Genomic DNA, 20,955 nt, shown 5'->3' on the forward strand with positions numbered 1-20,955 from the left:
TACGGGATGCCGGATCCGGCACGGAGTCCGATACGGCGTACGGCTCGACGCCCGGCACGGCCCCCGGTCCCGCACCCGGCCCGACTCCGTCCCCGCCTCCGCGCCCGTCCCCGTCCCCGCCCCGGTCCCCGTCCGCGTCCGGCCCGGCGCCGAGGTAGCCGCAGGCGGCGGCCCGGCGCAGGGCCTCCGCCCGGGCGCCGGGGGCGTCCAGCGGACCGTCGACCAGACCCGCGAAGCCGACGGCCACCCGGGCTCCGCCGAGCGGGACGAGCCCCACCTCGGCGCTGCCGCCCGGGTCGAACCGGAAGGAGGCCCCGGCCGGGAGCGCGAGCCGCATCCCGTAGGCGGCGGCGCGGTCGAAGGCGAGGCGCGGGTTCGCCTCGAAGAAGTGGAAGTGGGAGGTGACGCTGACCGGGACGGTGGCGGTGTTGCGTACGGTCAACCGGACGTCCGGCACGGTCTCCTCGTACCCCTCCCCCGGCCCGGGCAGCAGAGCGCCCGGCACCGGCGCCGACCCCGCCCCCGACACAGACACCGGCTGCGACTCGGGCGCCCCGACCTCCCCGCCTATGGGGTCGGTGACGACCGCGAGCCGCGAACCGTCGTCGAAGACGGCCTCGACCTGCACCTCGGTGACGATGCCGGCCACGCCCGGCAGCACGTCCGCCGGTCCGAGTACGGCCCGGGCCGCCTCGATCGCCTCGGCGAGTCGCCTGCCGTCGCGGGCCGCCTCGCAGACGGTGTCGGCGATGAGCGCGGTCGCCTCGGGCACGTTGAGCCGCAGACCGCGGGCACGCCGGGCGCGGGCCAGCTCGGCGGCGCCGAAGAGCAGCAGCCGGTCGCGCTCGGTGGGGGTCAGTCGCACGCCGTACACCTCTTGATCGAACCGGTCCAACATTTAGAGCAGCACTCTAAATGCCGAACAGGGATCTTCCAAGGCGTGATCACCAGCTGGACCACAGCACACCGGCACCGCACCCACAGAGCGATCAGAAGTCATTGAGCAGCACTCGAACCACCCCTCCGGACGCTACTCGCCCGACACAGCCCCGGATACGCCGGAGCGCCCGGGCGGTGAAACCACCCGGGCGCTCCGATCGAAGGACCACTCCGGCCCTCCCGCGGGCCTTCCTCCGGCCCTTCGAGCCCTTACTTCTTACTTCTTGCCGAGTTCGTGCATCCAGCCGTGGACGTCCTCGACCTTGCCGGTCTGGACGGCGAGCAGCGCCTCGCGCAGCTTCATCGAGACCTCGCCCGGCTCGCCGCCCGAGTGCTGCCACTCGCCGCGCTCGGCCTTGACCGTGCCGACGGGGGTGATGACGGCGGCGGTACCACAGGCGAAGACCTCGGTGAGGGTGCCGTTCTCGGTGTCGTTCTGCCACTGGTCGATGGAGACGCGCGCCTCCTCCGACTCGTACCCGAGGTCGCGGGCGATCTTCAGGAGCGAGTCACGGGTGACACCCGCGAGCAGCGAGCCCGTGAGGGTCGGGGTGACGATCCGCGTCGGAGCGCCGTCGCGGCCCCCGTACACGAAGTACAGGTTCATGCCGCCCAGTTCCTCGACCCACTTGTGCTCGACGGCGTCGAGGTAGCAGACCTGGTCGCAGCCCTTCGCCGCCGCCTCGGCCTGCGCGAGCAGGGAGGCCGCGTAGTTGCCGCCGGTCTTGGCGTCGCCCATGCCGCCGGGGACGGCGCGGACGCGGTCCTCGGAGGCCCAGATGGAGACGGGCTTCACGCCGCCCGGGAAGTACGGGCCGGCCGGGGAGGCGATGACCACGAACAGGTACTCGTTGGCCGGGCGGACGCCCAGGCCGACCTCGGTCGCGATCATGAACGGGCGCAGGTAGAGGGATGCCTCGCCGCCGTGCGCCGGCACCCACTCCTTGTCCTGCTGGACGAGGAGGTCGCAGGCCTCGATGAAGGTCTCGACCGGCAGCTCGGGCATGGCGAGCCGGGCGGCCGACGCCTGGAAGCGGCGGGCGTTGGCGTCGGGACGGAAGGTGGCGACCGAGCCGTCGGGGCGGCGGTACGCCTTCAGGCCCTCGAAGATCTCCTGCGCGTAGTGCAGGACGTTGGTCGCGGGGTCCAGGGCGAGCGGGCCGTACGGCACGAGCTGGCCGTCGTGCCAGCCGCGGCCCTCGGTCCAGCGGATGGTGACCATGTGGTCGGTGAAGTGCCGGCCGAATCCCGGGTCGGCCAGGACGGCCTCGCGCTCTACGGCGGACAGCGGGCTGGAGGAGGGCTTGAGCTCGATCGTGGGCGTCGTCATGTGCGTGTCCTTCACCGTTGTGTGTGTCGGACCGCGCTCACGCCGCTCCGCAGCCACTCACGTCACATGTCATGTCACGTGAGCCACTGCCAGGACGTCCGAGCATTCACGCATGCCGCGGCCCCACGTTCGATTATCGCGCGTGACGGCCGGTGCACGAAACGGTGTGGACGCGGTCCGAAGTGATGGTGCCCTCCGCGACCGTCGTCGGTACAGCCGCCGGGCGTCTGCGACCCGGCGGCTGCCTTGCGGAACCGGCGGGTCAGCTCGCTACGCGTACCACGAGCGCGTCACCGATCTCGTCCGTCGTACGGACGCGGTCGCCGCGCTCGATGAGGTCGGCGGCGACGGCCGCCTCGACCCGGGCGGCCTCGGACTCGTGTCCGAGGTGGCGCAGCAGGAGGGCGACCGAGAGCACGGTGGCCGTCGGGTCGGCCTTGCCCTGGCCCGCGATGTCCGGGGCGGAGCCGTGCACCGGCTCGAACATGGAGGGGAACTCGCCGCTCGGGTTGATGTTGCCCGAGGCGGCGACGCCGATGCCACCGGAGACGGCGGCGGCGAGGTCGGTGATGATGTCGCCGAAGAGGTTGTCGGTGACGATCACGTCGAACCGGGCCGGGTCGGTGACGAGGAAGATCGTCGCGGCGTCGACGTGCAGATAGTCGCAGGTCACCTCGGGGTACTCACGGCCGACCCGCTCGAAGACGTCCGTCCAGAGGTGGCCCGCGAAGGTGAGCACGTTGTTCTTGTGGACCAGCGTGAGCTTCTTGCGGGGGCGGGCCTGGGCGCGGGCGAAGGCGTCGCGGACGACCCGCTCGACGCCGAAGGCCGTGTTGACGGAGACCTCGGTGGCGACCTCGTGCGGGGTGCCCTTGCGGATGGTGCCGCCGTTGCCGGTGTACGGGCCCTCGGTGCCCTCGCGGACCACGATGAAGTCGATCGCGGGCTGGCCGGCGAGCGGAGTGGCGACGCCGGGGAGCAGCTTCGAGGGGCGCAGGTTGACGTGGTGGTCGAAGGCGAAGCGGAGCTTCAGCAGGAAGCCCCGCTCCAGGACGCCGGAGGGGACCGACGGGTCACCGATCGCGCCGAGCAGGATGGCGTCGTGCCGCTTGAGGGCGTCGAGGTCGGCGTCGGTGAGGGTCTCGCCGGTGGCGTGGTAGCGCCGGGCGCCGAAGTCGTACGTGCTGGTCTCCAGCTTCACATCCTGCGGGAGGACGGCCGCGAGGACCTTGAGGCCCTGGGCCACGACCTCCTGGCCGATGCCGTCGCCGGGGATGACTGCGAGATCGATGCTGTGAGACATGCGGGTACCTTACGTGCCGTCCCACCGTCTGACACATGACGTCCACGATGCGGACGGCTCCGCTTCCTGGATCGCGGACCCGGCGCTCCGGGGAGCACCGGCCGTACGCCGGAGCCCGAGAGATGCCGGTCCCCCGGGAAGACGGGGTACGACGGGGGCGAAGAGGGATCAGTGACCGGTGGAGCCGCCGTTGTCGCGGCGGTCGAGGGCGCGCTGGAGGGCGGCCGCGGCGTTCTGGCGGGCCTCGTCGGTGGAGCGGGCGGCGGAGTGGCGGACGCGGCGGGCGGTCTGAGCGGCCATGAGAGATCGACTCCTTGAGATCCACGATCATCCGGACGTGCGGAGATCCACGGTGAGCGAAGGTGCGTACGTGCATACGTGCGTACGTGCATACGTGCATACGTGCGTGCAGGCGCCGGAAGGGGCGGAGAGCGCCGCCGCAGGGGTTGCCTGCGCGGGGCGTCGCGCTCTGGGCCGCCATTCGCTGATGAAGCGAGACGTTCGGCTTCTACAAAGCTAGGACAGACCTTCGCACTTGTCTCCACAAATACTCGGGCTTCCTACTATCTGAGACGGCCGCGCGAGCGCCCTGCCGGACCGCCACCGGAACGCGCCCTTCCGACAGACGTACGACAAGCCTGCGGGAGCCGAGAGCGGGAGCCGAGAGCGGGAGCCGAGAGCGGGAGCCGCTGCCGACAGCGGGAGTCATGTCCCCTGTGCCGAAAAGTAAGAACCCCGGCCGCTGGAACCAGGACCCGCCGCGAGAGCCGGGTCCGGCACCGACACCGGGAAATGGAAACCGCCCCCGTCCTCGGTTGGGGGACCGGGGAAGGGGGCGGTGTCAGGGGCCGGGCCGCACGCGCGGGGCGGCGGCCCGGAAGAGGGCTGGTCAGCCCATGTGCGGGTAGCCGTACTCGGTCGGCGAGACCAGGCTCTCCTTGATGGCGCGGGTCAGCGTCCAGCGCATCAGGTTCTGCGGGGCGCCGGCCTTGTCGTTGGTGCCCGACGCGCGGCCGCCACCGAAGGGCTGCTGGCCGACGACGGCACCGGTCGACTTGTCGTTGATGTAGAAGTTGCCGGCCGCGAAGCGCAGCTTCTCCATCGTGTACGCGGCGGCGGCGCGGTCACCGGAGATGACCGAACCGGTGAGGGCGTAGTCCGAGACCGACTCCATCTGGGTCAGCATCTCGTCGTACTTCTCGGCAGAGCTGTCGTCGTATACGTGGACTGCGAGGATCGGACCGAAGTACTCGGTCGTGAAGACCTCGTTCTCCGGGTCGGAGCACTCGATGACGGTCGGGCGGACGAAGTAGCCGACCGAGTCGTCGTAGGTGCCACCGGCGACGATCGTGCAGGTCTCGTCGGCCTTCGCACGGTCGATCGCGGCCTTGTTCTTGGCGAACGATCGGTCGTCGATGACGGCGCCGATGAAGTTCGACAGGTCGGTGACGTCACCCATGGTGATGCCGTCGACCTCGGCCGCGAACTCCTCCTTGAACCCGTCGTTCCAGATGGAGGCCGGAACGTACGCACGCGAGGACGCGGAGCACTTCTGGCCCTGGAACTCGAAGGAACCGCGGGTCAGGGCGGTCTTCAGGACGGCACGGTCGGCGCTCGGGTGGGCGACGACGAAGTCCTTGCCACCGGTCTCGCCGACGATCCGCGGGTACGAGCGGTAGTTCTCGATGTTGTTGCCGACCGTCTTCCACAGGTGCTGGAAGGTCTTGGTCGAGCCGGTGAAGTGGATGCCGGCCAGGTCGCGGTGGTTCAGGGCCACCTCGGAGACGGCGATGCCGTCACCGGTCACCAGGTTGATGACACCCTTCGGCAGACCGGCCTCCTCCAGGAGCTCCATGAGGAGCACGGCGGAGTGGGTCTGGGTCGGGGACGGCTTCCAGACGACCACGTTGCCCATGAGGGCCGGGGCGGTCGGCAGGTTGCCGGCGATGGCCGTGAAGTTGAACGGCGTGATCGCGTAGACGAAGCCCTCGAGCGGGCGGTGGTCCAGACGGTTCCAGACGCCCGGCGCGTTCGCCGGCGGCTGCTCGGCCAGGATCTGGCGAGCGTAGGACACGTTGAAGCGCCAGAAGTCGACGAGCTCGCACGGGGTGTCGATCTCGGCCTGCTGGGCGGTCTTCGACTGGCCGAGCATGGTGGACGCGGCCAGCGTCTCGCGCCACGGGCCGGCCAGCAGCTCGGCGGCGCGCAGGATGATCGCGGCGCGGTCGTCGAAGGCCATCGCGCGCCACGCCGGGGCGGCGGCCAGGGCGGCGTCGATCGCGTCCTGGGCGTCCTGCTGGGTGGCACCGCGGAGGGTACCGATGACGGCCTTGTGGTTGTGCGGCTGGACGACCTTGAACTCGTCGCCGCCGCCCATGCGCTTGACGCCACCGATGGTCATCGGGAGGTCACGCGGGTTGTCGGCCAGCTCCTTGAGCTTGACCTCGAGGCGCGCGCGCTCGGGGGAGCCGGGGGCGTAGCCGTGCACCGGCTCGTTGACGGGAGTGGGGACCTGGGTTACAGCGTCCATGTCTCTCGGGACTCCTTCAAAGAGGTAGTGGGCTCAGCCCTTGGTCAGGATGGAGCGGACGAAGAAGAGCAGGTTGGCCGGCTTCTCCGCCAGACGGCGCATGAAGTAGCCGTACCAGTCGGTGCCGTACGCGGTGTAGACACGCATCCGGTGACCCTCGGCCGCCAGCCGGTTCTGCTCCTCGGTGCGGATGCCGTAGAGCATCTGGAACTCGTACTCGTCCAGCTTGCGGCCGGCCTTCCGGGCCAGCTCCTGGGCGATGGAGATCAGGCGCGGGTCGTGGGACCCGATCATCGGGTAGCCCTCGCCGTCCATCAGGATCTTCATGATCCGGACGTACGCCTTGTCGATCTCCGCCTTGTCCTGGATGGCGACCGACTCGGGCTCCTTGTAGGCACCCTTCACGATACGCACCCGGGAGCCGGCGGCGGCCAGACGGCGCGCGTCCTCCTCGGTACGGAAGAGGTAGGCCTGGATGACACAGCCGGTCTGCGGGAAGTCCTTCCGCAGCTCCTCGTGGATGGCGAACATCGAGTCGAGGGTGGTGTGGTCCTCGGCGTCGAGGGTGACCGTGGTGCCGATCTCGGCGGCGGCCGCGACGACCGGGCGGACGTTCGCGAGGGCCAGCTCGTGGCCGTTCTCCAGGGACTGGCCGAACATCGACAGCTTGACCGACATCTCGGCGCGGGCGCCGAGGCCGAGGTCCTTCAGCTTGCCGATCAGCTCGAGGTACGCGTCACGGGCGGCGTAGGACTGCTCGACGGTGGTGATGTCCTCACCGACGACGTCGAGGGTGATCTCCAGGCCGCGGGCGGACAGGTCCCGCACGATCGGGACCACGTCGTTCACCGTCTCACCGGCGATGAAGCGTGCCACGACCTGCTTGGTCCCGGGGGCGGCCGAAACGAAACGGCGCATTTTGTCGCTGCGCGACGCGGCGAGGATCACGGGAGCCAGCACGAGGCACCTCCAAAGGCAAGGGTGACGAATGTGCCGTACCCGATCTTTGCGAATCGCCGGGAACAGCACGAAGAACCACTCTGAAACCTATGGACCACTCGCGTCGCCCGCCATCTACAGCTGTCACGCATCCATGACCACGCGCTTGGACATGTGTCTGAAATATGACGCCCACGGTGCGAGAATGGCGCCGTGAAGGGCGATTACCAGGAGCTGGTGGACGAGATCTCGACACTGCTCGACACCCCGGCGACCCTGGAGAACCGCGATTTCGGGCTGATCGCCTTCGGTGCGCACGACAGCGACGACGACAGCGCCATGGACCCGGTCCGTACCCGGTCGATCCTCACCAAGAAGTCCACCCCGGCGGTCCGCGCCTGGTTCGAGGGCTTCGGGATCACCCGGGCGACCGGCCCGGTGCGGATCCCGGCCACCCCGGACGCGGGTGTCTACCGGGACCGGATCTGTCTGCCCGTACGCCACCGGGGCGTGGCCCTCGGTTACGTGTGGCTGCTCGACGCCGAGCCGGGCCCCTCACCCGAACGGCTGAGCGCCGCGATGGACGTCGCGGCCCGGATCGGCGATCTGCTGGCCGCCGAGGAACGGGCCGGTGCGGACGTCTCCCGGGAGCTGCGGACCACCCTGACGGCGGAACGCGGCCGGCAGTACGACACGGCGGTGGCCGACCTGCGTGCGGCGCTCGGCCCGGACGCGGACGGGCTGCACGCGCTGGTCTGCCTGGCGCCCTGGCCCGGCGAGGACTCCCCCTCGCCCCGGTCCGTCCCGGCCGCCTCGGCCCTGTGCACGGTGCCGTGGACCGCGCCGGGCGGTCTGCTCACCGGTGGCCCGGCCGCCCACGGACCCGACGGATCCGCCGACCCCGCCGGACCCGCGCCGGGCGCCCCGGCGGGACGCGCGCTCGCCGTGCTCGTACGGCTGAGAGCGGCCGACAACCTCTCCCCCGCCGCCACCGCGGCCGGCCGGCTGCGCACCGCCGCGGGCGACGCCGCCGGGATGGCCGGGATCGCCGCGCCCCGGCGGGGGCTCGCGGACCTCGACGTCTCGTGGCGCGAGGCGTCCTCGGCCGCCCGCGCGGCGACCGCGCATCCGCACCTCGGACCGCTCGCCGAATGGTCGGCCATCGGCCCGTACCGGATGCTCACCGCGCTCCCCCGGACCGGGCCCGACCCGGTGGTGCGCGCCCTGCTCGCCCCCGCCCACACCGAGCTGGCGCGCACGGCCGAGGCGTTCCTCGACCACGCGGGACAGGCGGGGCGGACGGCGACCGTGCTCGGGATCCACCGCCAGACCTTGTACTACCGGCTGTCGCGGGTCGAACAGCTGACCGGTCTCGACCTCGACGAGGGCGAGGACCGGCTGCTGCTGCACATGGCGCTCAAGGCGGCCCGGCTCTGACGTCGCTCTCCGTCGTACCCGGCCGAAGGGGCCGGGTACGACGGCTGCGGGATCCGCGAAAGAGCAGGTCAGGGCAGGTCAGAGCGAGTCAGGGAGGGTCAGACCAGGTTGACCGAGCTGGCCGCGGCCGCGCCGATCGCCTCCGAGATCTCGGCGAGCACGCCCGCCGGGACGTTGTCGTCGACCGAGAGCACGACGAGCGCCTCGCCGCCCTCCTCGGTACGGGAGACCTGCATGCCCGCGATGTTCAGCCCGGCCTCGCCGAGGATCCGGCCGACGGTGCCGACGACGCCCGGACGGTCGTCGTAGCGCAGCACCAGCATGTGGTCGGCGAGCGCCAGGTCGACGTCGTAGTCGCCGACGGCGACGATCTTCTGGAGGTGCTTCGGGCCGGCGAGCGTGCCGGAGACCGAGACCTCCTGGCCGCCGGCGAGGGTGCCGCGCACGGTGACCATGTTGCGGTGGTCGGGCGACTCGGAGCTGGTGGTCAGACGCACCTCGACGCCGCGCTCCTGCGCGAACAGCGGGGCGTTGACGTACGACACGGTCTCGTCGACCACGTCCTCGAACACGCCCTTGAGCGCGGAGAGTTCGAGCACCTTGACGTCGTGCTGGGTGATCTCGCCGTACACCTCGACGTCGAGCCGGACGGCGACCTCGCCGGTCAGCGCGGTGAAGATGCGGCCGAGCTTCTCGGCCAGCGGCAGACCCGGCTTCACGTCCTCGGCGATGACGCCGCCCTGGACGTTGACCGCGTCCGGGACCAGCTCGCCGGCGAGCGCGAGGCGCACCGACTTGGCGACGGCGATGCCGGCCTTCTCCTGGGCCTCGTCGGTGGAGGCGCCCAGGTGCGGGGTGCAGACGACCTGGTCGAGCTCGAAGAGCGGGGAGTCCGTGCAGGGCTCCTTGGTGTACACGTCGAGGCCGGCGCCGGCGACCCGGCCCTCCTTGATCGCCGCGTACAGCGCGGCCTCGTCGACGATGCCGCCGCGGGCGGCGTTGACGATGCGGACGCTCGGCTTGACCTTGCGCAGCGCCTCGTCGCCGATGAGACCGAGGGTCTCCGGGGTCTTCGGCAGGTGGACGGTGACGAAGTCGGCGACTTCGAGCAGCTCGTCCAGGGAGAGCAGCTTGACGCCCATCTGGGCGGCGCGGGCGGGCTGCACGTAGGGGTCGTACGCGACGACCTTCATGCCGAAGGCCGACATGCGCTGGGCGACCAGGACGCCGATGCGGCCGAGGCCGACGACGCCGAGGGTCTTCTCGCTCAGCTCGACACCGGTGTACTTCGAGCGCTTCCACTCGCCGTTCTTCAGCGCGGTGTTCGCCTGCGGGATGTTGCGGGCGGTGGCGAGGAGCAGACCGCAGGCCAGCTCGGCGGCGGTGACGATGTTGGAGGTCGGGGCGTTGACGACCATCACGCCGGCCTTGGTGGCGGCGGAGACGTCGACGTTGTCCAGGCCGACCCCGGCGCGGGCGACGACGCGCAGCTTCTTCGCGGCCGCGATGGCCTCCGCGTCGACCTTGGTGGCCGAACGGATGAGGATGGCGTCGACATCGGCGATCGCGGGGAGCAGCTCGGCGCGGTCGGCGCCGTTGCAGTGCCGGATCTCGAAGTCCGGTCCGAGTGCGTCGACGGTGGCGGGCGACAGCTCTTCAGCGATGAGTACGACGGGTTTCGAGCTCACGTGAGTCCTCACAAGGGCAGTGCGGACGGCCGTCCCGACGGCCGAAGCGGTGGAGGGGGCTTGCCGCGTGGAAGCGCACGACGCTGTGGGCTGGACGCGATGTTGTTGTGCAGTGTAGGTGGTGCGCCGGAAGGTCTTGTACGCCGCGTTGGAAGGATCACCCGTCCGTGGTTGGCCGGGGTGTCCAAGCGCCGTACGGGGCGGGCGACCTGGGCCGTACGGGGTCCGGCGCGGCCCGCAGGAAAAGGGTGACGCGCCCCGTACGGGGAGGTGGCGTGTCCCGTACGAGACGCCGATTCGGCCCCGTACGGGACATGCCGAGGTGCGGGCCGGACGCAACGTCCGGCCCGCACCCAGGAGGCTTACGCCTCGTCGTTCACCCAGCTCATGAGCTTGCGCAGCTCCTTGCCGGTGGTCTCCAGGAGGTGCTGCTCGTCCTGGGTCTTGTACTCGTTGTACTTCTTCAGACCGCCGTGGTACTCGTCCATCCAGTTCTTGGCGAAGGTGCCGTCCTGGATCTCCGTGAGGACCTGCTTCATCTCGGCCTTGGTGGCGTCGGTGATGATCCGCGGGCCGGTGATGTAGTCGCCCCACTCGGCGGTCTCGGAGACGGACCAGCGCATCTTCTCCAGGCCGCCCTCGTACATGAGGTCCACGATCAGCTTCAGCTCGTGCAGGCACTCGAAGTAGGCGATCTCCGGCTGGTAGCCGGCCTCGACCAGGGTCTCGAAGCCCGCCTTGACCAGGGCGCTGGCGCCGCCGCACAGCACGGCCTGCTCGCCGAAGAGGTCGGTCTCGGTCTCCTCGGTGAAGGTGGTCTTGATGACACCGGCGCGGGTGCCGCCGATGGCCTTGGCGTACGACAGGGCCAGGGCGAAGGCGTTGCCGGTGGCGTCCTGCTCGACGGCGGCGATCGCCGGGACGCCGCGGCCTTCCTCGTACTGACGGCGGACCAGGTGGCCCGGGCCCTTCGGGGCGACGAGGGCGACGTCCACGCCGGCCGGGGGCTTGATGAAGCCGAAGCGGACGTTGAAGCCGTGCGCGAAGAAGAGGGCGTCGCCGTCCTTCAGGTTCGGCGCGATGGACTCCTCGTAGACCTTGGCCTGGATCGGGTCCGGGATCAGGATCATGATCAGGTCGGCCTCGGCGGCGGCCTCGGCCGGGGTGACGACGCGCAGGCCCTGCTCCTCGGCCTTGGCCTTGGACTTCGAGCCCTCGTGCAGGCCGACGCGGACGTCGACGCCCGAGTCACGCAGCGACAGCGCGTGGGCGTGGCCCTGGCTGCCGTAACCGATCACCGCGACCTTGCGGCCCTGGATGATGGACAGGTCGGCGTTGTCGTCGTAGAACAGCTCGGCCACTGGGGGTCTCCTTGAGGTGCTGGTGATGCGTCCCACCGTACGGTGCGGCGCGGAAGGTCGGGGTGCCGGGTCTTGCCTGGTCGGCCGCCCGATGAGGGGGCGGCCGGGGCCTTTTGACGGCATGACACGCGGCGGTCGTGCCGGGTGCTGCGGGAGGGTCAGGCGCTGCGGTCGTGGGCCCGCAGGGACCGGTCGGTGATGGACCGGGCGCCGCGCCCTATGGCGATGGTGCCGGACTGGACGAGTTCCTTGATTCCGAACTGGTCCAGCATCTTGAGCATCGCTTCGAGCTTGTCACCCGAACCGGTGGCCTCGATGGTGACCGCCTCCGGCGAGACGTCGACGGTCTTCGCGCGGAAGAGTTCGACGATCTCGACGATCTGGGAGCGGGTCTCGTTGTCGGCGCGGACCTTCACCAGGACGAGCTCGCGCTGGATCGCGGCGCCGGGCTCGAGTTCGACGATCTTGAGGACGTTGACCAGCTTGTTGAGCTGCTTCGTCACCTGCTCAAGGGGCAGGTCCTCGACACTGACCACGATGGTGATGCGGCTGATGTCGGGGTGTTCGGTGACACCGACCGCGAGCGAGTCGATGTTGAAGCCTCGTCGGGAGAACAGGGCGGCGATCCGGGCGAGGATGCCGGGGGTGTTCTCGACCAGGACGGAGAGCGTGTGCTTGGTGGACATGGTGGGGATCTCTTCCTGTCTTCCGGTTCGCTCTGCCGTCAGTCGTCCGCGCCGTCGCCGAAGTCGGGGCGCACCCCGCGGGCGGCCATGACCTCGTCGTTGGACGTGCCGGCGGCGACCATCGGCCAGACCTGGGCGTCCTGGTGGACGATGAAGTCGATCACGACGGGGCGGTCGTTGATGGCGTTCGCCTCGGCGATCACCCGGTCGAGGTCGGCCGGGTCCTCGCAGCGCAGCGCGACACAGCCCATGGCCTCGGACAGCTTGACGAAGTCCGGGACGCGGGTGCCCTTGGCCGCCGGGTCGACGTTGTCGGGGCCGGAGTGCAGGACGGTGTTGGAGTAGCGCTGGTTGTAGAACAGGGTCTGCCACTGGCGGACCATCCCGAGCGCGCCGTTGTTGATGACGGCGACCTTGATCGGGATGTTGTTCAGGGCGCAGGTGGTGAGTTCCTGATTGGTCATCTGGAAGCAGCCGTCGCCGTCGATCGCCCAGACGGTGCGCTCGGGCATGCCGGCCTTGGCGCCCATGGCGGCGGGGACGGCGTAGCCCATGGTCCCGGCGCCGCCGGAGTTGAGCCAGGTGGCGGGCTGCTCGTAGCCGATGAAGTGGGCGGCCCACATCTGGTGCTGGCCGACGCCGGCGGCGAAGATGGTGCCCTCGGGGGCGAGTTCGCCGACCCGCTGGATGACCTGCTGCGGCGACAGGCTGCCGTCCTTCGGCAGGTCGTAGCCGAGCGGGTAGGTCTCGCGCCAGCGGGCGAGGTCGCTCCACCAGGCGGTGCAGTCGCCCTTGTTGCCCTCGCTGTGCTCGGCCTGGACGGCCTGGACCAGGTCGGCGATGACCTCGCGGGCGTCGCCCACGATCGGGACGTCGGCGGCGCGGTTCTTGCCGATCTCGGCCGGGTCGATGTCGGCGTGGACGATCTTGGCGTACGGGGCGAAGCTGTCCAGCTTGCCGGTGACGCGGTCGTCGAAGCGGGCGCCGAGGGCGACGATCAGGTCGGCCTTCTGCAGCGCGGTGACGGCGGTGACCGAACCGTGCATGCCCGGCATGCCGACGTGCAGCGGGTGGCTGTCGGGGAACGCGCCGAGCGCCATCAGGGTGGTGGTGACGGGGGCGTTGGTGAGCTCCGCCAGCACCTTCAGCTCGGCGGTCGCGCCGGCCTTGATGACACCGCCGCCGACGTACAGGACGGGCCGCTTGGCGGCGCTGATCAGCTTGGCGGCCTCGCGGATCTGCTTGGCGTGCGGCTTGGTGACGGGGCGGTAGCCCGGCAGGTCCAGTTGCGGCGGCCAGCTGAAGGTGGTCTTCGCCTGGAGGGCGTCCTTGGCGATGTCGACGAGGACGGGGCCCGGGCGGCCGGTGGAGGCGATGTGGAAGGCCTCGGCGATCGTCTTCGGGATGTCCTCGGCGCGGGTGACCAGGAAGTTGTGCTTCGTGATCGGCATCGTGATGCCGCAGATGTCGGCTTCCTGGAAGGCGTCGGTGCCGATGGCGTGCGAGGCGACCTGACCGGTGATCGCGACCAGCGGGACGGAGTCCATGTGGGCGTCGGCGATCGGGGTGACCAGGTTGGTGGCGCCGGGGCCGGAGGTGGCCATGCAGACGCCGACCTTGCCGGTGGCCTGGGCGTAGCCGGTGGCGGCGTGGCCCGCGCCCTGCTCGTGACGGACCAGGATGTGGCGCACCCGCCGCGAGTCCATCATCGGGTCGTACGCCGGCAGGATCGCTCCGCCCGGAATGCCGAAGACGGTGTCGGCCCCTACTTCCTCGAGAGAGCGAATGAGGGACTGCGCACCCGTGACGTGCTCGACGGGGGTGGCGGTCGGTGCGCCGTGACGGGTCCGCGGCTGCGGATGGTGCCCGGTGGCCTGCTCGGTCATCAGCAATCTCTTCTCGAAGCAGAGGGTTTGTGCGAGGTGTCTTACGGGGGTTTGAGACGACTTCGGGGTGAGCCAGTGCAACAAAAAACCCCTCGTGCCCGGAGGCAAGCGAGGGGAGCGCGTCGGTGTTGTGTCAGGGGGCCTTTCGCAGGCCCTCCTCAACCGACGCGCTGTCCAAGTACGAGAATTCGGGTGCGCATGTCACTGACCCTCCCCCCGGCGCACGGTTACTGTCAAGTGGGTGGGATGGGCGTCTCATCATGTGAGCGCAGCGAGGGTCCGTTTCCGGCGGTCACGGGGACGCCCGCCTCCGCCGCCACCGGCAGCGGGTAGCCGCCCCTGACCAGGGCACGGCGCAGCCGGTACTCGTCGAGCGGGCCGGCGAAGGCGGCGCCCTGGGCGTGGGTGCACCCCATGGCGCGCAGGGCGAGCACCTGCTCCGGCTGGTCCACGCCCTCGGCGACGGACTGCATCCCGAGATCGCCGGCGATCCGCAGCAGACCGCTGGTGATCTTGCGCAGTCTGGCCGATTCCACGATGCCCTCGACGAGGTTGTGGTCGATCTTGAGGATGTCGACGGGGAGGCCGCGCAGGGCGTCGATGGCGGCGTGTCCGCTGCCGAAGCCGTCCAGGGCGATCCGGACGCCGAGGCGGCGCAGGGCGGCCAGGCGCTGTTCCAGTTCGGCGAAGGCGACCCGGGGGTCCCGGACGTCCCTGGGACCTTGGGGGTCGCAGTCGGCGAGCTCGACGATCAGGGCGCCGGAGGGCAGCTTGTGCCGGGTCAGCAGGGCTTCCACGGTGCCGAGCGGCATGGACCGGTCGAGCAGCCTGCGGGCGGTGAGCCGGACGGTGACGGGGGTGCGGTGGCCGCTGCTCACCCGGTCGGCGGCCTGCTCGACGGCTTCCCGCAGGAGCCAGTGGCCGAGTTCGGCGGTGCGTTCGCCGTCGTCGGAAGCGCGCAGGAACTCGGCGGGGGTGAACAGGATGCCCTGGGTGGAGCGCCAGCGGGCCTGGGCGGCGACGGCGGCGATCCGGCCGGTGGCGAGGTCGACCACGGGCTGGTGCAGCAGGGCGAACTCGCCGTCGTGCAGGGCGGTGCGCAGCCGGGTGGCCAGTTCGGTACGGCGTTCCACCTCGGCCTGCATCTGCGGGGCGTACAGCTCGACCCGGTTCTTTCCGGCGGCCTTGGCCCGGTACATGGCCAGGTCGGCGTTGCGCAGCAGGTCCCCGGAGCCGACGCCGGGGTCGGCGAAGGCCACGCCGATGGAGGCGGCGACCCGCACCTCGGCGCCGCCGCCGACGCGGTACGGCTGGGACAGGGTGGCGCGCAGCCGGTCGGCGATCTCGTGGACCCGGTGTTCGCGGGCGGACCGGTCGTGGGTGCCGTCGCCGAGGATGAGCGCGGCGAACTCGTCGCCGCCGAGCCGGGCGGCGGTGTCCCCGGCGCGGACGGAGTCCTGGAGGCGGTGAGCGGCCTGGACGAGCAGGTCGTCGCCGGCCTGGTGGCCGAGGCGGTCGTTGACGGCCTTGAAGCCGTCGAGGTCGATGAAGAGCACGGCGGTGCCGGGGTCGGTGGCGCGCCGCCCGCTGAGCGCGCCGCGGACCCGGTCGGTGAACAGCGCCCGGTTGGGCAGGCCGGTGAGCGGGTCGTGTTCGGCGTTGTGGCGCAACTGGGCCTGGAGCCGGACGCGTTCGGTGACGTCGCGGCTGTTGAAGAGCAGCCCGCCCTGGTGGCGGTTGACGGTGGACTCCACGTTGAGCCAGCTGCCGCCGCCGGAGCGGAAGCGGCACTCGATGCGGGTGGTGGGCTCCTCGGCCGGGGCGGCGGCGAGGAACCGGCGCACCTCGTGGACGACGGCGCCGAGGTCCTCGGGGTGGATGAGGGAGGCCAGCGCGGAGCCGACCAGTTCCTCGGCCTCGCGCCCGTAGACCCCGGCCGCGGCGGGGCTGACGTAGCGCAGCACTCCGGAGGGCGCGGCGATCATGATGACGTCGCTGGAGCCCTGCACGAGGGACCGGAAGTGGTTCTCCTTCTGGGCCAGTTCGTGGGTGAGGGCGATGTTGTCGACCAGCATGATCGCCTGGCGGACGACGAGCGCGAGGACGACCGCGCAGCCGGTGAGGACGACGACCCGGTCCACCCGGCGGCCCTCGACCACGTTGTACAGGATGCTCAGGGTGCAGACGGCGGCGGCGAGGTACGGGGTGAGCGCGGCGAACGGACGGCTGCGCGGACCGCGGGGCCGCGGGGCGGGCGGGGGTACGGGGGCGCGGTGCGCCTCGGCGGCGCGGCGGGCGCCCCAGGGCGCGTAGGCGAGGAGCAGGGAGCCGGCGAACCAGCCGGCGTCCAGGAGCTGGCCGGAGCTGTAGTGCTCGCGCAGCAGCGGCGAGGTGAACAGGGCGTCGCACAGCACGGTGAGCGCGAGGGCGGCGATGGCGGTGTTGACCGCCGAGCGGTTCAGGTGCGAGCGGCGGAAGTGCAGGGCGAGCACCATGCTGACCAGGACGATGTCGAGCAGCGGGTACGCGAGGGAGAGCGCGGCCCGGGTGACGCTCTCGCCCGGCAGATAGGCCGTGTGCGCGAGCGCGAGGCTCCACGACAGGGTGAGCAGCGAGCCGCCGATCAGCCAGGAGTCGAGGCCGAGGCAGACCCATCCGGCCCGGGAACGGGGCCGTTGGGCGAGGACGAGCAGGCCGACGATGGCGGGCGGTGCGAAGAGTAAGAAGCAGAGGTCGGCGAGGGACGGGCTGGGCACCGGGCGGTCGAGGACGACCTCGTACCAGCCCCAGACGCCGTTGCCGACGGCGGCCATGAACGAGGAGACGGCGAAGAGCAGCCAGGCGGGGCGGACCCCCCGGTGGGGGTGCTGGAGGCGGGCGTAGAGCAGGCAGGAGACCGTGGCGGCGAGCGCGGCGCCGCTCAGTCCGAAGTCGCCCATGACGACCGCCAGTTCGGCCGAGCCCCAGCCGAGGGCCGCGCCGGTCGCGTATCCCCCGCAGATCAGCCCGAGGCCGATCTGGGCGAGCACCGTGCCGAGGCCGGGAGCGGAGCGGGCGGCCCTGCCGGGCGGTCCGCCGACGCCCTCGGGGTCTTCGGGGCCTTCGGAGCCTTCGTGAGCGGCGCCACGGGACCGATCGGCATGACCCGTGTGACCGGTGCGACCGGCGGGACCGGTGCGATCCGCCGGGTCGGCGAAGTCCGTGAAGCCGGTGAAGTCGGGGTAGTCGGCCGGGCCGAACCGGTCGTCGGGGTCGGGGTGGCCGATCCACGGAGCGTGTCCGGTCGTGCCGACCACGCCCTTGGTGCCGGCCGTGCCTTCGGCGAGCGCCCCGGCGATCATCGCCCACCCCCGCGTCTCACCCGGGTGCTGCCGCACCCTCTGGCCTCCGCCGCCCTCGTCCGCTCCGGCGGCCGTGTGCCCGCCGCGCGGGGCGGGCACACCGCGACTGAGCGCGGAGCGGCTCGCCTCCGGGTCCGGCCACGCCAGGGCGGCATGACCACCGCCCGCGGCGCAGCCACAGCCGCATCCGCAGCCGCAGCCCCGGTCCACGCGGGCGGCGTCACCGGGGCCGTCGGCGGCCCCGGGCGGCGGCGCTCCACCCGCCGCGGGGCGGATGCACACACAGGTCCCCGCCCCCTCGGCCGCGCGGGGGGCCGGGAGGGCGATGCGGTATGAGAGGGCGGCCGGCGGCGGCATCGCGGCACCGGACCGGCGGTCGTCCGTCCGTACGTCATCCGTCGCCCCCCTCGGAATCTGATGTCCCGTCACGTCACTCCCCAGCGTCCGCTCGTACTCGACGCAGTCCCCCGCTCCGGGACCATACACCAGGTTCGTCACTCAGGGACAGGGTCGCAGCACTCTCCGTGACGGCCTGGGGGTGGCGCGATGCGCACGCGGGGGCGCACGCCGTCGCAGCGCCCTGCGGGGGGTGCCGTGCCGATCATGCCCAGCTCGCACGGTCGCCAAGACACCCCCTATCGGGCAACTCAGGTCGTGAGGACGACGTTCACCGGCTCCTCGCCCGCCGCGAAGCGGGTGAGCTGGGCCGCGAGCAGCCGCTTGGCGCGCGGCATGAAAGCGGAGGTGGAGCCCCCCACATGCGGGGTGACCAGGACACCCGGCGCGTGCCACAGCGGGTGTCCGGCGGGCAGCGGCTCCGGGTCGGTGACGTCCAGGGCGGCCGTGATCCGGCCCGTCTCGACCTCCTTCAGGAGCGCCTCGGTGTCCACCACCGGCCCACGCGCCACGTTGACGAGCAGCGCGCCGTCCTTCATCCGGCCGAGGAAGGCCGCGTCGGCGAGATGCCTGGTCTGCGGGGTGAGCGGCGTGGACAGCACGACGACATCGACCTGCGGGAGCAGTTCCGGCAGGTCGTCCAGGGCGTGCACCGGTCCGTGCTCCCCCATGCGCGGGGAACGTGCGACGCGTACCACCCGCGCACACTCGAAGGGCGTGAGCCGGTCCTCGATCGCGGCGCCGATGGAGCCGTACCCAACAATCAGAACTGTTTTGTCGGCGAGGGCGGGGTAGAAGCCGGACCGCCACTCCTCCGCGTCCTGACCTCGGACGAAGCCGGGGATGCCGCGCAGCGAGGCGAGTATGAGGGCGAGCGTCAGTTCGGCCGTGCTGGCCTCGTGGACGCCCTTCGCGTTGCAGAGCCGGACGCCGGACGGCAGCAATCCGATTCCGGGGGTCACATGGTCGATGCCGGCCGACAGCGTCTGCACGACGCGGACCCGGCTCATCCCGGACAGCGGGCGCACCGCGATCTTCTCGCCCTTCATGTACGGCACGACATAGAAGGCGCAGTTCGCCGGATCACCGGGAAGATCCGGTCCGCCGTCCCAGAAAAGGTAGTTCAGGCCGGACACGCCCGGTTCGGGGAGTCCGTCGATCTCGTCGGCGGGAATCGGAAGCCATACGTCCAAGGGAGTCTCATGCACAGTCATGACCGGGAGGCTATGCGAAGAATCCCGCACCTCATTGGTTACTTTGGGGGAGGCACAGGGAGGGGTACCGGCAAGTGGAGCGCAGGACGATCGGGGCGACGGCGCTCGGTGTGGGTGCGGTGGGCCTCGGATGCATGCCGATGAACTGGGCGTACAGCGCCTCCCAGCGGCGTGGCGACCTCTCGTTGCGGACGGTGCACGCGGCGCTGGACGCCGGGGTGAACCTGCTCGACACAGCCGACATGTACGGGCCCTTCACCAATGAACTGCTGCTGGGCCGGGTGCTGCGGCAGCGCCGGGCGGACGCCTTCGTGTCCACGAAGTGCGGGCTGCTCGTGGGCGATCAGCACGTGGTGGCCAACGGCCGGCCCGGTTATGTCCGGCGGGCCTGCGACGCCTCGCTGCGGCGGCTCCAGACGGATGTGATCGACCTCTACCAACTGCACCGGGCCGACCCCGAGGTGCCGATCGAGGAGACCTGGGGCGCCATGGCCGATCTGGTCCGGGCGGGCAAGGTCCGCGCGCTCGGGCTGTGCGCGGTCGGCGCACGGACCACCCGCCGGCGCACCCTCGGCGGCGGCCATGCCGGAACGATCCGCCAACTGGAGCGGATCCAGCAGGTCTTCCCGGTCAGCGCGGTCGAGGCCGAGCTGTCGGTGTGGTCGCCGGAGGCCCTGGAACGGCTGCTGCCCTGGTGCGCGGCGCGCGGGGTGGGGTTCCTCGCCGCGATGCCGCTGGGCAGCGGTTTTCTCACCGGCACGCTGACGCCGGGCGTCGGCTTCGAGGCGGACGACCCGCGCGCCCGGCACCCCCGGTTCACGGCCGAGATGATGGCCGCGAACCAGGCGCTGCCGGCGGGCCTGCGCCGGGTCGCGGCCCGGCACGGCGCCGGGGTCACCGCGGCGCAGGTGGCACTCGCCTGGGTGCTCGCCCAGGGGCGGCACGTGATCCCGATCCCGGGCACCAAGCGCGAGTCGTGGGCCGTGGAGAACGCGCGCGCGGCGGAGCTTGTCCTGGACGCGGCGGATCTCGCGGAGATCGCGGCACTGCCGGTGCCCCGGGGCTCCTGGGACTGACGGGAGATGGGAGGGGGCGCGGGGTTCGGGGTTCGGGGTGCGGGGTTCGGGGTGCGGTGGCCCCGCTGTCTCCGGACCCGGGGAACATCACGCTTCACTCGGTGGGGTTCAGGGGGTGATGCGGGACGGCCGGGGGTGGGACGGCGAGGGCGGGCCGCCGGATCTCGCGTACCGGAACGGCCGGCTGTACGCCTGCCTCACCACCCGCCCTGGGACTCCCCCAGCACGGTGCTGCCGAGATACGCGGCGAGGCTCTCGGCCCGGGGAAGATCGCCCCGCTTGTCGACGTGAACGAACACCGTGTGGCGATCGCTTGGCCGCAACCAGTTCACGTCGTCGCAGTTGAAGAGGACCTCCACGCCGTCGTACGTCGAGCAGCCGTACGCATCCGTCTCCGGATCCTCGGGCCACCTGCCCCGCAAGCCGATCGAGGCGATGCCCCGGCCCACCGCCTCCACGAACCGGCGCTCCACGGTGCCCGGTGCGACGCAGTGAAGGAAGGACAGCGGAAGTTCCTTCTCCAGGGCGGAGTGCTCCGCGGTGCCGATGTCCAGGCCGAAGGTCAGGAAGTCACCCGTCGCCGGGTCCGTCCGGGGCTCCTCGTAGTCGAATTCCGCGTCGGGCAGCACCGCGGCCATCCGCCGCGCGTCCTCGACGGTCAGCAGATCGGCCATCAGGATCACCTCGTCGTCCCGCTCCTCCAGCAGGGCGTTCAGGCGAAGTGCCTGCGCCCATGCCTCTTCGGCGCTGGTGGTACGGAGAACCGGATAAGCCCGCGAGTTGCCCATGCGTGCCACCCTCGCACGCCGTCCCCGGCCCCTGCCTGCGG

At 71.3% G+C, this 20,955-nt stretch carries 14 protein-coding genes and 1 pseudogene; 2 read left to right on the plus strand and 13 right to left on the minus strand.

Going from position 1 to position 20,955, the window contains the following annotated elements:
• Positions 1 to 145: 145 nt before the first annotated feature.
• The 6 genes and pseudogenes from ureA to ABZ990_RS04090 form a co-directional block, all read right to left on the minus strand.
• A pseudogene (gene ureA, locus ABZ990_RS04065) lies at positions 146 to 865 on the minus strand (urease subunit gamma); the annotation flags it as partial.
• Between the two features lie 291 nt (positions 866 to 1,156).
• On the minus strand, positions 1,157 to 2,269 hold the full coding sequence (locus tag ABZ990_RS04070; protein ID WP_361224847.1) for a branched-chain amino acid aminotransferase: 1,113 nt from the start codon (positions 2,267 to 2,269) through the stop codon (positions 1,157 to 1,159).
• A gap of 262 nt (positions 2,270 to 2,531) precedes the next feature.
• Entirely contained in the window at positions 2,532 to 3,572 is a 1,041-nt protein-coding gene (locus ABZ990_RS04075) for a 3-isopropylmalate dehydrogenase (RefSeq protein ID WP_361224850.1), read from the minus strand.
• 168 nt (positions 3,573 to 3,740) lie between these two features.
• Positions 3,741 to 3,872, minus strand: coding sequence for a hypothetical protein (locus ABZ990_RS04080; RefSeq protein ID WP_361224853.1), 132 nt, complete (start codon positions 3,870 to 3,872; stop codon positions 3,741 to 3,743).
• A gap of 589 nt (positions 3,873 to 4,461) precedes the next feature.
• On the minus strand, positions 4,462 to 6,102 hold the full coding sequence (pruA, locus tag ABZ990_RS04085) for an L-glutamate gamma-semialdehyde dehydrogenase (protein ID WP_361224856.1): 1,641 nt from the start codon (positions 6,100 to 6,102) through the stop codon (positions 4,462 to 4,464).
• 33 nt (positions 6,103 to 6,135) lie between these two features.
• Positions 6,136 to 7,062 (minus strand): proline dehydrogenase family protein, encoded by a 927-nt coding sequence (locus ABZ990_RS04090; protein WP_361224859.1) that lies wholly within the window; start codon positions 7,060 to 7,062, stop codon positions 6,136 to 6,138.
• Positions 7,063 to 7,254: 192 nt separating this feature from the next.
• Here ABZ990_RS04090 and ABZ990_RS04095 point away from each other — a divergent pair, with 192 nt between their 5' ends.
• Positions 7,255 to 8,478 carry a helix-turn-helix domain-containing protein gene (locus ABZ990_RS04095; RefSeq protein ID WP_361224861.1) on the plus strand — a complete coding sequence of 408 codons (1,224 nt, stop codon included), beginning with the start codon at positions 7,255 to 7,257 and terminating at the stop codon, positions 8,476 to 8,478.
• Positions 8,479 to 8,576: 98 nt separating this feature from the next.
• Here ABZ990_RS04095 and serA read toward each other — a convergent pair whose 3' ends face one another.
• From serA to ABZ990_RS04125, 6 genes are all read right to left on the minus strand, one after another.
• Positions 8,577 to 10,166: a phosphoglycerate dehydrogenase gene (gene serA, locus ABZ990_RS04100; protein ID WP_361224864.1), complete on the minus strand. Its 1,590-nt coding sequence runs from the start codon at positions 10,164 to 10,166 to the stop codon at positions 8,577 to 8,579.
• Positions 10,167 to 10,528: 362 nt separating this feature from the next.
• Positions 10,529 to 11,527 carry a ketol-acid reductoisomerase gene (gene ilvC / locus ABZ990_RS04105; protein ID WP_361224866.1) on the minus strand — a complete coding sequence of 333 codons (999 nt, stop codon included), beginning with the start codon at positions 11,525 to 11,527 and terminating at the stop codon, positions 10,529 to 10,531.
• 158 nt (positions 11,528 to 11,685) lie between these two features.
• A complete protein-coding gene (ilvN, locus tag ABZ990_RS04110) occupies positions 11,686 to 12,213 on the minus strand; it encodes an acetolactate synthase small subunit (protein ID WP_361224869.1) in 528 nt (175 codons plus the stop codon).
• Positions 12,214 to 12,251: 38 nt separating this feature from the next.
• Positions 12,252 to 14,099: an acetolactate synthase large subunit gene (locus ABZ990_RS04115; RefSeq protein WP_361224872.1), complete on the minus strand. Its 1,848-nt coding sequence runs from the start codon at positions 14,097 to 14,099 to the stop codon at positions 12,252 to 12,254.
• Positions 14,100 to 14,332: 233 nt separating this feature from the next.
• Positions 14,333 to 17,476, minus strand: a complete 3,144-nt coding sequence (locus ABZ990_RS04120; protein WP_361224875.1) for an EAL domain-containing protein — start codon at positions 17,474 to 17,476, stop codon at positions 14,333 to 14,335.
• Positions 17,477 to 18,087: 611 nt separating this feature from the next.
• Positions 18,088 to 19,050: a 2-hydroxyacid dehydrogenase gene (locus ABZ990_RS04125; protein WP_361224878.1), complete on the minus strand. Its 963-nt coding sequence runs from the start codon at positions 19,048 to 19,050 to the stop codon at positions 18,088 to 18,090.
• Positions 19,051 to 19,124: 74 nt separating this feature from the next.
• Between ABZ990_RS04125 and ABZ990_RS04130 the strand changes: the two genes are divergently transcribed.
• Positions 19,125 to 20,126, plus strand: coding sequence for an aldo/keto reductase (locus ABZ990_RS04130; protein ID WP_361224880.1), 1,002 nt, complete (start codon positions 19,125 to 19,127; stop codon positions 20,124 to 20,126).
• A 197-nt stretch (positions 20,127 to 20,323) separates the two neighbouring features.
• On the opposite strand, the gene ABZ990_RS04135 is transcribed toward ABZ990_RS04130, so the two are convergent.
• The gene (locus tag ABZ990_RS04135) at positions 20,324 to 20,914 is read right to left on the minus strand and encodes a hypothetical protein (protein ID WP_361224883.1); all 591 of its coding nucleotides are present in this window, start codon (positions 20,912 to 20,914) and stop codon (positions 20,324 to 20,326) included.
• Positions 20,915 to 20,955: the final 41 nt, after the last annotated feature.

The organism is Streptomyces sp. NPDC046203 (assembly GCF_040646255.1).
Lineage (GTDB): Bacteria > Actinomycetota > Actinomycetes > Streptomycetales > Streptomycetaceae > Streptomyces.

Excerpts from the sequence above, each read along its gene's own strand:
- ABZ990_RS04070 (WP_361224847.1), bottom strand. The coding sequence starts at position 2,269 with ATGACGACGCCCACGATCGAGCTCAAGCCCTCCTCCAGCCCGCTGTCC.
- ABZ990_RS04075 (WP_361224850.1), bottom strand. The coding sequence starts at position 3,572 with ATGTCTCACAGCATCGATCTCGCAGTCATCCCCGGCGACGGCATCGGC.
- ABZ990_RS04080 (WP_361224853.1), bottom strand. The coding sequence starts at position 3,872 with ATGGCCGCTCAGACCGCCCGCCGCGTCCGCCACTCCGCCGCCCGCTCC.
- pruA (WP_361224856.1), bottom strand. The coding sequence starts at position 6,102 with ATGGACGCTGTAACCCAGGTCCCCACTCCCGTCAACGAGCCGGTGCAC.
- ilvN (WP_361224869.1), bottom strand. The coding sequence starts at position 12,213 with ATGTCCACCAAGCACACGCTCTCCGTCCTGGTCGAGAACACCCCCGGC.
- ABZ990_RS04115 (WP_361224872.1), bottom strand. The coding sequence starts at position 14,099 with ATGACCGAGCAGGCCACCGGGCACCATCCGCAGCCGCGGACCCGTCAC.
- ABZ990_RS04125 (WP_361224878.1), bottom strand. The coding sequence starts at position 19,050 with ATGACTGTGCATGAGACTCCCTTGGACGTATGGCTTCCGATTCCCGCC.
- ABZ990_RS04135 (WP_361224883.1), bottom strand. The coding sequence starts at position 20,914 with ATGGGCAACTCGCGGGCTTATCCGGTTCTCCGTACCACCAGCGCCGAA.